This is a genomic window from Cohnella suwonensis (assembly GCF_042655365.1).
Lineage (GTDB): Bacteria > Bacillota > Bacilli > Paenibacillales > Paenibacillaceae > Cohnella > Cohnella suwonensis.
The window spans coordinates 182,394-196,361 of the sequence record NZ_JBHSMH010000113.1; the positions used below are offsets into that span (position 1 = coordinate 182,394).

Sequence of the window (13,968 nt, forward strand, 5' to 3'; positions counted from 1 at the left end):
AGGCAAAGGGGGAAATCGGATGAACAAATACGTACTCAAAAACGGATTGCGCGTCATGATCGAATCGATACCGACGAGTCGGTCGGTATCGTTCGGCATTTGGGTCAAAACCGGTTCCCGTTACGAGGATCAAAGCAACAACGGCATCTCCCACTTCATCGAACACATGTTGTTCAAAGGGACGAAACGCCATTCCGCCAAGGACATCGCCGACCGCTTCGACGGCATCGGCGGCAACGTGAACGCGTTCACCGCCAAGGAATACACGTGTTATTACGCGAAGGTGCTGGACCAGCATTTGCCGATCGCCGTGGACATTCTGTCGGACATGTTCTTCGAATCGCAAATGTCGGACGTCGAGCTCGCGAAAGAGAAGAACGTCATTCTCGAGGAAATCTCGATGTACGAGGATACGCCGGACGATACGGTGCACGACCTGGCGACGAGGGCGGCTTACGACGGCCATCCGCTCGCCTATTCGATACTCGGCACGGTGGAACGGCTGAACGCGATGAGTTCCGCCGATCTGCGCGGCTACATGGGCCAGCGTTACCGGATCGACAATACGGTCGTCAGCCTCGCGGGCAACGTCGGGGAAGAAGTGCTCGAGCTGCTCGAGAAGCATTTCGGTTCGTTCGACGTGAATGGTGCGGATACGCCGCTCGAAGTGCCGTCGTTCCATTCCCGCGCGCTGTTCCACAAGAAGAAGACGGAGCAAAACCATCTGTGCCTGACGTTCCCCGGATACTCCATTCAGGAGAAGAACCTGTACGCGATGATCTTGCTGAACAACGCGATCGGCGGCGGCATGAGCTCCCATCTGTTCCAGGAAGTAAGGGAGAAACGCGGCCTCGCTTATTCCGTCTACTCCTACCATACGTCCTACGCCGATAGCGGCTTGTTCACCGTCTATGCAGGGACGGCGCCGAAGCAGACGCGCGAAGTGTACGAAATCACGATGGAGCTGCTGAACGAGATCGCGGACAAAGGGTTGACGGAAGCGGAGCTCACGAGGGGCAAGGAGCAATTGAAAGGCAACCTGATCCTTAGCTTGGAAAGCACGAGCAGCCGGATGAACCGGATCGGCAAGAACGAGCTAATGCTCGGCCGCCATTATACGCTGGACGAAATGCTCGAGCGCATCGACCAGGTGGAGATGCCCCATTTGAACGCTATCATGAAAGAGATCATGGCGCAACCGTGCTCGGTCGCGCTCGTCGGATCGAGCGAGAAGCCGCTCGCCGGAATCGGGAGGGAATTCATTGTTTCCAGTGCAGTTGAAAAGACTACCGGGGAATGAGGACGTCGCGCTGCCGCGCCGGATGTCGGATATGGCGGCGGGCTTCGACCTGCATGCCGCCGTCGCGGAGCCGGTCGTGCTCGCGCCCGGCGAACGGGCGCTCATTCCTACGGGATTCGCGATGGCGATGCCCGCGGAGCTCGAGGCGCAAATCCGGCCCCGGAGCGGGCTCGCTTACAAACACGGCATTACTTGCTTGAATAGCCCGGGAACGATCGACGCCGATTACCGGGGCGAAGTGAAAGTGCTGCTCGTGAACCTCGGCCAGCAGCCGTTCGCGATCGAAAGAGGAGAGCGGATCGCTCAGATGGTATTCCAACGGGTGCCGCAAATCGCGATCGAAGAAGTGGAAGAACTGTCCGACACCATTCGCGGCGAGGGCGGCTTCGGGCATACCGGCAAGTAAATCGCAATTATCGTCATTAGCAGACTACGCAACCGATCGGCGCAGAGCCGAACCGGTTGCGTTTTTTCGTTCCCGGCACCCCGGACTGGGCTCATGCATACGATGATCTATGCAACAATGCCGAAAGGAGGGGACGACGATCCTTACGGGACATCATATCGTTCTCGCTGGCGGAGACGCCCGACAACTGGAAGTGATCCGACGACTGACGGAGCTGGACGCGACGGTGACGATGGTCGGCTTCGACCGGTTGGATACTCCGTTCAGCGGAGCCGTCAAAGGCGAATGGACGCCTGCTCTGCTGAGTCAGGCGACGGCGCTCGTGCTGCCGGCGGTAGGGACGGACGACGAAGGGGCGATATCGGCTCTGTTTTCCGACGCGGAACTCAAGCTGACGGACGCCCATCTCGCCGCCATGCCCAGAACGGGCAAAGTGATAACGGGCATGGCTAAGCCATTCCTGCGAAAGCTGTGCGAGAAACACCGCATCGGGCTCGCGGAGCTGTTCGAACGGGACGACGTGGCCATCTACAATTCCATCCCGACGGCGGAAGGCGCGCTCATGATGGCGATCCAGAATACCGACATTACGATCCACGGGTCGAATTGCATCGTTCTCGGATTGGGCCGGACGGGGTTCACGATGGCCCGAACGCTTCAGGCGCTCGGAGCCAAAGTGAAGGTCGGGGTACGCCGAGACGAGTCGTTCGCGAGAGCTTTCGAGATGGGTTTCGAGCCGTTCTATATGCCTGAATTGGCGCGCCAGGCGGGGAATATCGACTTGATTTTTAATACAATTCCGACTATGATAGTCACAGCACAAGTGATCGCACAACTCCCCCTGCGCGCATGTATTATCGACCTTGCCTCCAAGCCCGGCGGCACCGATTTCCGCTTCGCCGAGAAGCGCGGAATCAAAGCGATGCTCGCTCCCGGATTGCCCGGGATCGTGGCGCCGAAGACGGCAGGTCGCATCATCGCGAACAGTCTCACCCAGATCATTCTGGAAGACGACCGACTACGGGGGAATCAGCCATGAACTGGACAGGATTAACGGTCGGATACGCGTTATCCGGTTCGCATTGCACGCTCGAGGAAGTCATGCCGCAAATCCAGCGGTTCGTCGACGCGGGGGCGAACGTCGTGCCGATCGTGTCTCAGACGATCATGACGACGGATACCCGGTTCGGCGCTTCGAATCATTGGCAACAAACTTTGCGTCAAATTACCGGTAATGAAATCATATCTTCTATAGTAGAAGCCGAACCGTTAGGCCCTTCCAAGAAGCTGGACGTCATGGCAATCGCGCCTTGCACCGGCAATACGACGAGCAAGCTTGCCAACGCGCTGACGGACGGACCGGTCCTCATGGCCGCTAAGGCGCAAATGCGCAATCAGCGGCCTCTCGTGCTCGCCATTTCGACGAACGACGGACTCGGCCTGAACGCGGCGAACATCGCCAAGCTGCTCATTATGAAGAACGTTTATTTCGTGCCGTTCGGGCAAGACAATCCGGCCGCCAAGCCGAATTCGCTAGTCGCGAGAATGGACTTGGTCATGGAAACTTGCGAAGCGGCGCTTCAGAACAAACAACTGCAACCGATGCTCATCGAGCGTTTCTTGTACGCGTAAGATCATTCGCGGCAGCTATCCGATCTCGTTCCCCTCGTTGATCACTTCATCGCATGAGCGGAGGAAGAGAAGATGGACCTGATCGTGCAGAAGTTCGGCGGGACGTCGCTATCCGATGAATCGAGTCGGCGGCACGTCCTCCGTCATATTACGCGGGAGCACGAGGCCGGCAGCCGGCTCGTCGTCGTCGTATCGGCGATGGGGAGAAGCGGCGAACCTTACGCCACGGATTCCTTGCTCGAGCTCGTTCGCGCGAACGGAGACATGTTGCCCCCGCGGGAGAAGGACTTGCTTCTCTCGTGCGGGGAACTGATCTCCGCTACGGTGTTATGCAGCCTGTTATGCTCCGAAGGCATTCCGGCCGTAGCGCTTACCGGCGGTCAAGCCGGCATCGTCACGGACGGCCGCTTCGGCTCGGCCCGCATCTCCGAAATCCGGACGGACCGCATGCAGAAGCATCTCGCAGACAAGCAGGTCGTCATCGTCGCCGGCTTCCAAGGAGCCACGGAGGGCGGAGAGACGACGACGCTCGGCCGCGGCGGAAGCGATACGTCCGCGACCGCGCTCGGCGCGGCGCTTAACGCCGATATCGTAGATATCTACACGGACGTCGACGGTATCTTGACGGCGGATCCCAGGTGGGTGAGCGACGCCAGGCCGTTATCGGCGGTCAGCTACGAAGAAATATGCAACATGGCGCAGAACGGCGCCAAAGTCATTCACCCGAGAGCGGTCGAGATCGCGATGAAAGCCGGCATTCCGGTGCGCGTCCGGTCGACGTTCTCGGACGGCGTCGGCACGCTCGTCACGAACGCGAAGTCGCTGAGAAGCCAAGGCATCTGGTACGACAAGACGGTGACGGGGCTCGCGCACGTCAGGGGCGTTACCCAACTCGCCGTCGTCAACGGCAACGGGCCGTCGGACCTGCAGCTGCGGATATTCCGCGCGATGGCCACGCACGGCATCAGCGTCGACTTTATTAACGTCATGCCCACGGGCGTGCATTATACGGTATCGGAAGCCGATACGGATACGGCGGTAGACTTGCTCGGGCAATTGGACTTCGAGCCCGTCGTCAGGCGCGGATGCGCCAAAGTATCCGTCATCGGCGGAGGAATGAACGGGGAACCGGGCGTCATGGCCGTAATCGTGGAAGCGTTGACGAACGCGGGCATACCGATCTTCCAGTCCGCGGACTCGAACGCCACCATCTGGGTGCTCATAGCCGAACGTAACTTGGCGGAGGCGCTTCAAGCGTTGCACTCCGCGTTCGGCTTGCATCTGTCACCAGCGCAGGGAACTTAGAGGAGGATATCTAAATGAATTTCGGTCGTTTAATTACAGCAATGGTCACGCCGTTCGACGAGAACTTGAATATCGACTGGGAAACGACGGGGAAACTGATCGACTATTTGATCGAAGAGCAGAAGTCCGACAGCCTCATCGTCTCCGGAACGACCGGTGAATCCCCGACGTTGTCCGACGAGGAGAAGGTCGAGTTGTTCCGCTTCGCGGTAAAGCACGCGGCCGGACGCTGCAAAATCATCGCGGGCACCGGAAGCAACGAGACGGCCCATTCCGTCCAGCTGACGAAGAAAGCGGAAGAAGTCGGCGTCGACGGCGCGCTGCTCGTCGCTCCTTATTACAATAAGCCTAGCCAAGAAGGCATCTACCAGCATTTCCGCGCGATCGCCGAAGCGACTTCGCTGCCGATCATCCTCTATAACGTGCCTTCCCGTACCGTCGTCAGCATGACGACGGCGACGACGCTACGTTTGGCGCAAATTCCGAATGTCGTCGCGACGAAGGAATGCGCATCGCTCGGCCAGATGACGGAAATCGTCAGCGCCGCTCCCGAAGGTTTCGTGCTCTATAGCGGAGACGACGGCTTGACGCTTCCGGCGTTGTCCGTCGGCGGATACGGAATCGTCAGCGTCGCCAGCCACGTCGTCGGCGCCAAAATGAAGATCATGATGGCGGCTTATCTCGACGGCCGCGTTCAAGACGCGCGCGCGCTCAATGCGGAATTGTATCCTGTGTTCGACGGGCTGTTCAATTGCCCGAATCCCGTGCCGAATCCGGTTGCGGTCAAGTATGCGCTCGGCCTCCGCGGGTTGCCGGTCGGCGGCGTCCGATTGCCGCTCGTGGGCGCTACGGAAGCGGAAGCGCAATTCCTTCGCAACCTGCTCGGTTAATTCAGGAGTATTGCCGGTCGTTCCGTCGCCCAGTCGCCGCGTGAAGGGAACCGACGTCCTCCGGACGCCGGTTTTTCGCGTTTATTGGCCCGGGAATCTCTTGTGCGGGGAAGGGAAAGATAAGGGGGACGATTCGGCGATTCGGCATTCATCCGTTTTCGGCGGGCTTTAGAAGGGCTTTCGTTCATCCGATCCCTGCGCGAATCCGCTCCCCGGCCGGGCACTTTGGAAGGCGTTTTTGCTTGTTTTTCCTGATTTGCTTCATGTATAATGATTGAGAGTGATTGGGTGCGGCTAGTAAATAATAGCAAATTGAAAATTTCATATCGATCGGGTGCGTCGAATGGATCTAGGAGGTTCTAGTAGTGTCAAAGAAAAACAACCAAGATAAATTGCTCATCTTCGCGCTAGGCGGAGTCGGAGAAATCGGAAAAAACATGTATTGCATCCAGTACGGCAACGACATCGTCGTCGTTGACGCCGGATTGAAGTTCCCGGAAGAAGAAATGCTCGGCATCGACGTCGTCATTCCGGATATCGCTTACTTACTCGAGAACCGCGATAAAGTGAAAGCGATTTTGTTAACGCACGGACACGAGGACCACATCGGCGGTTTGCCTTACGTGCTCAAGCAATTGAACGTGCCGATCTACGGAACGAAGCTGACGCTCGGCCTCGTCGAGAACAAGCTGAAGGAAGCGGGATTGCTCGGCGATACGAAACGCCATCTGATAAACGAAGACTCGGAGTTGACGTTCGGAACGATCAAAGCGACTTTCTTCCGCACGAACCACAGCATTCCGGATTCCGTCGGCGTCTGCCTGGAAACGCCGGAAGGCAACGTCGTCCACACGGGCGACTTCAAATTCGACCATACGCCGGTGAACGACCAGTTCGCCGACTTGCAACGAATGGCTGAAATCGGCAGCAGAGGGGTGCTCGCGCTCCTGTCCGACAGCACGAACGCGGAACGCGCGGGCTATACGCCTTCGGAAAGCAACATCGGCAAAGAATTCGAATCGCTGTTCCGTTCCGCCAAACAGCGCGTCGTCGTCGCTACGTTCGCTTCGAACGTCCATCGCGTGCAACAAGTCATCAACGCAGCGGCGGAAACGCGCCGTAAGCTGACCGTCGTCGGACGCAGCATGGTCAACGTCGTCAGCATTGCTTCCGAACTCGGTTATTTGAACATTCCGGAAGGCATGCTGATCGAACCGGAAGAAGTGAACAAGCTTCCGGCCGACCGCGTCGTCATCCTGTCGACCGGCAGCCAAGGCGAGCCGATGTCCGCCCTCACGCGGATGGCGCGTTCCACGCACCGCAAAGTCGACATCTTGCCGGGCGACACCGTCATTATCGCCGCGACTCCGATTCCGGGCAACGAGCGTTACGTCGGCCGAACGGTAGACGAGCTTATGCGCCTCGGCGCTCACGTCATCTACGGACCGGGCTCGATTTCCGGCGTTCACGTCTCCGGTCACGGCAGCCAAGAAGAATTGAAGCTGATGCTCAACCTGATGCGTCCGGAATATTTCATTCCGATCCACGGAGAGTACCGCATGCTTCGCCATCACGGCTTGCTCGGCGAATCCGTCGGCATTCCGAAGGAAAATATTTTCCTCGTCGACATCGGCGACACGGTCGAGATTCAGAACGGCGCCGCGCGCAAAGCGGGTAAAATCCCTGCCGGCAACGTCCTGATCGACGGCCTCGGCGTCGGCGACGTCGGCAACATCGTCTTGCGCGACCGCAAGCTGCTGTCGCAAGACGGCATCCTCGTCGTCGTCGTGACGCTCAGCAAGCAAGACGGCACGATTTTGTCCGGACCGGACATCATCTCCCGCGGTTTCGTCTACGTACGCGAATCCGAAGGATTGCTGGAGGAAGCGAACCGGATCGTCACGAGCACGCTGCATAAGCTCATGAACGACAACGTCAACGAGTGGGCGTCGCTGAAGACGAACGTCAAAGACGCGCTCGGCCGTTTCCTTTACGAACAAACGAGAAGAAGACCGATGATCTTGCCGATCATCATGGAAGTGTAGCGCCACCCCTCACACCACACTCATAACGAACCGTTTTCCACCGCTTCAGCGGCCGGAGGACGGTTTTTTATTTTGCCCGCCGTCCATACTATGGCAAGCTAGACAGCATAGGAGGCATCATCATGAGCGCAACGTTCACGCACGGCGCGTCCGAACAACCGCCCCAGCAACCGTCGGCGGCACCGCCGGGAGGACAAGACGAGGGGCGCAAGCCCGTATCGGCGACGGAGGCGATCGTCCAGCTCGGGCAAACTTCCGTTCCGTCGGGAGAAAGCAACATCTTCTGCTTGACGATCATCGGCCAGATCGAGGGGCATCTCATGCTTCCTCCGCAAAACAAGACGACGAAATACGAGCACGTCATTCCGCAATTGGTCGCCGCGGAGCAAAATCCGAAAATCGAAGGGTTGCTTATCGTGCTGAACACGGTAGGCGGAGACGTGGAGGCGGGGCTCGCGATCGCGGAGATGATCAGTTCGATGACGAAGCCGACGGTGACGATCGTGCTCGGCGGAGGCCATTCGATCGGCGTTCCGATCTCGGTGTCCGCGAATTACTCGCTCATCGCCGAGACGGCGACGATGACGATTCACCCGATCCGGATGAACGGACTCGTCATCGGCGTGCCGCAGACGTTCGATTACTTGGAAAAAATGCAGGAGAGAGTGACGCGATTCGTCACCGGCCATTCCCGCATCACGGAGGAGTTGTTCAAGCAACTGATGTTCAAAACGGGCGAGCTGACGCGGGACATCGGAACGACGGTCATCGGAGGCGATGCGGTCAAGCACGGCCTGATCGACGCGGTAGGCGGACTCGGGGACGCGTTGAAAGAGCTGAACAGAAGAATCAAAGAGCGCAAAACGTCATCTTCGAGCGCCGAAGAGGTGAAAACGGAATGACCTTGCATACGACGATGCCGCTCGAACTCGTGCTGGACGGCGTGTGGAACGATCCGCCCGCGACGGTGGAGGCGACGGTCGGCGGCGTGAAAATGCAATTGCAGCCGATCGGCCCCGGCCTCGGCAAAATCGTCCGGCTGATCGACGCTCCACTCGATTTCTATTTGCGTTCGGAGTACGCTCCCGGACGAACGATCGGTTACTTGCCGGACGGCCCCGGCACGCCGCAAGGGGGTCCCGGTTTGGGTCTGTCCGACTAGGGCCCGTAGGGCGGGACGAACTGCCAACCTTCCTTCGACTGTGGTATAATGTTGAGTCGGGAGGTGGCAAATTTGGCCAAAAGGAAAAAAAAGCGGGCCTCGTTCGCCTCGAGCTTGAAATACGAAGTATACGGCATCGTGTTGATCACGATTTCGGTCATCGCCATCTCCGGTGAAGCGGCCGTGGGCCGCTCGATGTCCAAGCTGTTCGGTTTTCTGCTGGGCAAACATTACTATTTGTTAGCGCTTGCCGGCATCTGGGTCGGTTTATACGTCATGATTAAAAGAAGCTGGCCGCGGGGCTGGACGTCCAGGCGGTCGGGTTTCATTCTCGTCTCCCTCGTCGCGACGCTCTGGAGCGCGATGGCCGCCATCGACAACAGTCTCGGACAGCTCGGCGTCGTGACCCCGTCGAACATCGTCACCCAGACGATGTCGCAGTTAAGGGAAATGCTTTGGCAGGCGCCGGCCGAAGGCAACATAAAAATGTTCGCGGTCGACGTCGGGGGCGGCATCGTAGGCGCGTTGCAATACTCCGTCCTTTACTGGCTCTTCGGGTACTATGGAGCGAAATTCGTCTTGATCATCGAGATCGCGATCGCGGTCATGCTCGTCACGAACCGCTCATACGTCGAGATCGGAAAGTCGATCCGCCTATTCTTGAAGAGGGTCATGCCGGTGCTGGCGTCTCGCTTCTCTTCGGGACGCAGGCTCTTGTCCGCGAGGGCGATACCCGTGCAACCCGCGGGAGGGAGATCGGGTCGCGGAGCCGCGGCGCAGCCGCCCGCGCAGGCCGTTCCCGACGACGACGGCATGGACGAGCCGGCGCTCGTCCCGGGACCGAGACGGACGCCGTTGTTCTTCCAACTGTTCCACGGCCAGCCCGAGAGGGATACGAACGCGCCGCAGGAAGAGCACTGGGACGACGAGGAGCCGGTCTCTTACTCGGGAAGACCATCTGCGCAGGTCGCTCCGCCGACGGCGAATATCCGGACGCGGGAAGAGCCTCTTCGCGGTTCCGGAACGCCGGCGCAAGCCGGGCCTGCTACCGCGGATGCGATGCAACCGGACATGGACGACGAAGACGACGATTTCCCGGAATTGCCTGCGAACGAGCGCAACGAGCCGCGCTTTACCGATTTCACGTCCGGTACGTATCCGGATTGGGAAGACGGGGAAGACGGCGAAGTGGAGCAGCAGACGTTACCGCTAGACTTGCCGGATGCCGGCTTGTCCGCAGATGACGAATTCGAAGGGGAAGAAGCGCTGCCGATCGTCGCGGCGGGAACGGCCGGCACGGTCGGCGCGGCGAGCGCGCCATCCGGCGGCATAGCCGCGACCGCCGCGCTCGCATCCGCCGAACCAGCCAAGCCGAAGAAGATCAAGAAACCGTATAAGCTCCCCGGAGCGGGTTTGCTCGACAAGCCTTCGGGAGGCGGCAAGTCGGGCAACGCATCGGATTATATGAGTACCGCGCGCAAGCTGGAAGCGACGCTGGAAAGCTTCGGCGTGCGGGCGAAAGTGCTCGACGTCGCGCGCGGCCCCGCCGTGACGCGGTACGAGCTACAACCGGACGTCGGCGTCAAGGTCAGCCGGATCGTCAGCTTGACCGACGACATCGCCCTTGCCCTCGCCGCGAAGGATATCCGGATGGAAGCGCCGATTCCGGGCAAATCCGCGATCGGCATCGAAGTGCCGAACAACGAAGTCAGCGTCGTCACGCTCCGGGAAGTGCTGGAGACGCAGCCGTTCCAGGAGTCGAGCGCTAAGTTGACGATTGCGTTCGGCCGGGATATTTCCGGTCAGCCGATCGTCGGCAATCTGGCGAGAATGCCCCATCTGCTCGTCGCGGGCGCGACGGGCTCCGGCAAATCGGTGTGCATTAACGGCATTATCACGAGCTTGCTGTACAAGGCGAAGCCGGACGAAGTGAAGTTCTTGATGATCGACCCGAAGATGGTCGAATTGAACGTGTACAACGGCATTCCGCACTTACTCGCGCCGGTCGTGACCGATCCTCGCCGCGCTTCCCTCGCGCTCAAGAAAATCGTCGTCGAGATGGAGAAGCGCTACGAGAAGTTCTCGAAGTCGGGCACGCGCAACGTCGAGGGTTATAACGCCCTCATGCTGAGCGGCAACAACCCGGATGCCGTCCTGCCCTATATCGTCGTCATCGTCGACGAGCTCGCCGACCTGATGATGGTCGCCGCGGGCGACGTGGAGGACGCGATCTGCCGTCTCGCGCAGATGGCGCGCGCATCCGGCATCCACTTGATTATCGCGACGCAGCGGCCTTCGGTCGACGTCATCACCGGCGTCATCAAGGCGAATATTCCGAGCCGCATCGCGTTCGGGGTCAGTTCCCAAGTCGACTCTCGCACGATCTTGGACATGGTCGGCGCGGAGAAGCTGCTCGGCCGGGGAGACATGCTGTTCCTGCCGATGGGAGCGTCCAAGCCGATCCGCGTGCAGGGCGCGTTCCTGTCCGACGGCGAAGTCGAATCCGTCGTCAATTATTGCCGCACGCAAGCCGAGGCGGAATACAACGAAGATCTCGTGCCGGAGATCGACGATTCCGCGGAAGCCGCGGCGGACGAATTCTTGGACGAGTTGTTCGACCAAGCGGTTCAGATCGTTCTCGAGGCGAAGCAAGCGTCCGTCTCGTTGCTCCAGCGGCGTATGCGCGTCGGATACACGCGCGCGGCGAGGCTCATCGATTCGATGGAGGCCAAAGGCGTCGTCGGGCCTTACGAAGGAAGCAAACCCCGCGAAGTGCTTATGACGCTCGAACAATACCAGCAACGCGTCTCCTCCTGAGAAGGATCCCGGCAATCGATAATTGGCAAGCCCGCGTTCCGGAATCGGACGCGGGCTTTTTTCGCGTTTTTTCGAGACATACAAATATGGGTATAAGAGGCTGTCGCCTATCTCATACTAAGCGTCGACAACACCAACATGGACCAGGAAAGGCGTGACCTGACGTGAGTTATCGTCTCGTAATTTTAACCGTTTGCGTCGTATTCGGCTTGCTTGGGCTGTACACGCTCCAGCATACGCACCAAAGCCGGGAAACGTTCAGCAGCGCGACGCTCAAGGTAGGCGCATCGGGCAAAGACATTTACGAGTTGCAAGGCAGGCTGAAGGCGCTCGGTTATTATAACGGCAAAGTGGACGGGCAGTTCGGCGCGACGACGAAAAACGCGGTGACGTGGTTCCAATGGAAGTTCGGCATGAAGTCGGACGGCGTCGTCGGCGCGAAAACGAAGCTGAAGCTATGGCAGGCGACGAAAGATTGGAAGCCGACGGCCGAGGAATTGCCGCAATCCGACAACGCCGGCAACGCGGGGAACGCCGCCGGAGCGGAATCGTCCGACGGGAGCGAGAGCAAGCTTCCGGCTTCCAATAACCTGGGCCTTACCGACAAGGATTTGAAAATGATGGCGAACGCCGTCTTCGGCGAATCCCGCGGCGAACCGTACGAAGGCCAAGTCGCCGTCGCCGCCGTCATTTTGAACCGGGTGAAGTCGTCGCAGTTCCCGAACACGGCGACCGGCGTCATTTTCCAACCGGGCGCGTTCACGGCGGTCGCCGACGGGCAAATCTGGCTCTCGCCGAACGAAAGCGCGATGAAAGCCGTCAAGGACGCTGTCAGCGGCTGGGATCCGAGCGACGGCTGCCTGTATTATTTCAACCCGGAGACGGCCACGTCGAAGTGGATCTGGACGCGTCCGCAATACAAGACGATCGGCAAGCATATTTTCTGCAGATAATCCGGAAAGAAGCGTACGCCGGACGCGCGAGCTGCGTCCGGCGTCTTGCGCGCGCAACGGGGATTACGAACGGTTTCCAGTATTTGCTTCCTGCTCATCCGATCGGTTAGAATGGGGCTGAACGTCGCGCTGGACGTTAACGTAGCGACACTTTGGCGATAAAGGGGCTTGAGGCGATGTCGGAACAGTTTCAAAGGGGCGTATGGGGAAGAATGCGACTCCACGTCTTGCCGACCAAGAGATTCAAAACGTTCGCGCTGTCATTGTTCGCGGGCGTGCCGCTGTCGGAACAACGCGTGACTTCGGTCGCGTTGACGCCTTTCGTGCTGCGCCGGGGAACGAAGTCGTACCCGGAGACGATCAACTTCCGCGAGCGTCTCGACGACTTGTACGGCGCCGGCTTCGGATTCGATTTGTATAAGCGGGGCGATCATCAGATCGTCCAATTCCGATTGGATATCATTAACGACCGGTTCGTATCGTCGAACGAATCGCTGCTCGGCGAAGCGCTCCGGTTCCTCGGCGAGGTGCTGACGGCGCCGGCGCTCGAGAACGGGCAACTCAGAAACAAGTACGTCGAAGCGGAGAAACAAACCGTCGGCAAACGCATCGACGCGATCATCAACGACAAGATCCGTTACGCGGCGGAGCGATGCGTCGAAGAGATGTGCAAGGACGAACCGTTCCGGCTATCCGCGCTCGGAACGAAAGAGCAGCTCGGGAAGCTGAACGCGGAGGCGCTGACGGCCGCTTACAAGAGCTGGCTGAGCGAAGCGTCGTTCGACTTGTACGTGTCGGGCGACACGACGCTCGAAGAGGTGACGGAGCGGGTCGCGAAGGCGTTCTCCTTACCGGACGGAACGCCCGCCGAGTACGCGGCGCCCGAGCTGAGAGCGGCGCGCGGGGAACCGCAACGCATCGTCGAACGGCTCGACGTCGGCCAAGGGAAGCTGAACATGGGACTTCGGGTCGGCGCGACATACGGCAGCGACCGGTACGCGCCATTGCTCGTGTACAACGGCTTGCTCGGAGGATTTCCGCATTCGAAGCTATTCGTGAACGTTCGGGAGAAAGCAAGCCTCGCGTATTACGCGATGTCCAGGCTGGACGGCCATAAGGGCATTATGACATTGCAGTCGGGCGTGGAAGTCGCCAATTTCGAACGGGCGGTCGGCATCATCCGCGAGCAGCTCGAAGCGATGAAGGCCGGCGATTTCGCCGAGGACGATCTGAAGCGCACCCAGGCGATGATCGTCAACCAGCTTAGAGAGTTGCAGGATTCCGCTTTCGAACGGATCTCGTTCGATTTCAGCAACGTCTTGTCCGGCGTAGAGAGATCGGGCGACAGCTTCATCGCCGAGATCGAAGCGGTGAAGCCGGAACACGTGACCGCGGCCGCGCAAGGCGTCGCGCTCGATACGATCTATTTCCTTCGGGACCGCAAAGAGGAGGGCTAAC

General features: G+C 59.4%; 12 protein-coding genes. All 12 read left to right on the forward strand.

What is annotated here, in order from left to right; translation table 11 throughout:
- Positions 1–19 precede the first annotated feature (19 nt).
- The 12 genes from ACFPPD_RS25625 (at position 20) to yfmF (ending at position 13,967) form a co-directional block, all read left to right on the forward strand.
- Positions 20–1,300 (forward strand): M16 family metallopeptidase, encoded by a 1,281-nt coding sequence (locus ACFPPD_RS25625; RefSeq protein ID WP_209746782.1) that lies wholly within the window; start codon positions 20–22, stop codon positions 1,298–1,300.
- Positions 1,263–1,706 (forward strand): dUTP diphosphatase, encoded by a 444-nt coding sequence (dut, locus tag ACFPPD_RS25630; protein WP_209746780.1) that lies wholly within the window; start codon positions 1,263–1,265, stop codon positions 1,704–1,706. The genes ACFPPD_RS25625 and dut overlap by 38 nt, the downstream gene beginning before the upstream one ends.
- 139 nt (positions 1,707–1,845) lie before the next feature.
- Positions 1,846–2,745: a dipicolinate synthase subunit DpsA gene (gene dpsA / locus ACFPPD_RS25635; protein WP_209747086.1), complete on the forward strand. Its 900-nt coding sequence runs from the start codon at positions 1,846–1,848 to the stop codon at positions 2,743–2,745.
- Positions 2,742–3,338: a dipicolinate synthase subunit B gene (locus ACFPPD_RS25640; protein ID WP_209746778.1), complete on the forward strand. Its 597-nt coding sequence runs from the start codon at positions 2,742–2,744 to the stop codon at positions 3,336–3,338. The genes dpsA and ACFPPD_RS25640 overlap by 4 nt, the downstream gene beginning before the upstream one ends.
- A gap of 72 nt (positions 3,339–3,410) precedes the next feature.
- Positions 3,411–4,643, forward strand: a complete 1,233-nt coding sequence (gene dapG / locus ACFPPD_RS25645) for an aspartate kinase (protein ID WP_209746776.1) — start codon at positions 3,411–3,413, stop codon at positions 4,641–4,643.
- 14 nt (positions 4,644–4,657) lie between these two features.
- Positions 4,658–5,533: a 4-hydroxy-tetrahydrodipicolinate synthase gene (dapA, locus tag ACFPPD_RS25650; RefSeq protein WP_209746774.1), complete on the forward strand. Its 876-nt coding sequence runs from the start codon at positions 4,658–4,660 to the stop codon at positions 5,531–5,533.
- A 365-nt stretch (positions 5,534–5,898) separates the two neighbouring features.
- Positions 5,899–7,578, forward strand: a complete 1,680-nt coding sequence (locus ACFPPD_RS25655; RefSeq protein ID WP_209746772.1) for a ribonuclease J — start codon at positions 5,899–5,901, stop codon at positions 7,576–7,578.
- Positions 7,579–7,700: 122 nt separating this feature from the next.
- Positions 7,701–8,480: a ClpP family protease gene (locus tag ACFPPD_RS25660; protein ID WP_209746769.1), complete on the forward strand. Its 780-nt coding sequence runs from the start codon at positions 7,701–7,703 to the stop codon at positions 8,478–8,480.
- Entirely contained in the window at positions 8,477–8,740 is a 264-nt protein-coding gene (locus ACFPPD_RS25665; RefSeq protein ID WP_209746766.1) for a YlzJ-like family protein, read from the forward strand. Before ACFPPD_RS25660 ends, ACFPPD_RS25665 begins: the two co-directional genes overlap by 4 nt.
- Before the next feature lie 72 nt (positions 8,741–8,812).
- On the forward strand, positions 8,813–11,557 hold the full coding sequence (locus tag ACFPPD_RS25670) for an FtsK/SpoIIIE family DNA translocase (RefSeq protein WP_417286516.1): 2,745 nt from the start codon (positions 8,813–8,815) through the stop codon (positions 11,555–11,557).
- A gap of 164 nt (positions 11,558–11,721) precedes the next feature.
- On the forward strand, positions 11,722–12,510 hold the full coding sequence (gene sleB, locus ACFPPD_RS25675) for a spore cortex-lytic enzyme (RefSeq protein WP_209746762.1): 789 nt from the start codon (positions 11,722–11,724) through the stop codon (positions 12,508–12,510).
- 176 nt (positions 12,511–12,686) lie between these two features.
- Complete coding sequence (gene yfmF / locus ACFPPD_RS25680) at positions 12,687–13,967, forward strand: EF-P 5-aminopentanol modification-associated protein YfmF (RefSeq protein ID WP_209746760.1); 1,281 nt, start codon at positions 12,687–12,689, stop codon at positions 13,965–13,967.
- The last annotated feature ends 1 nt before the right edge of the window (position 13,968 follow it).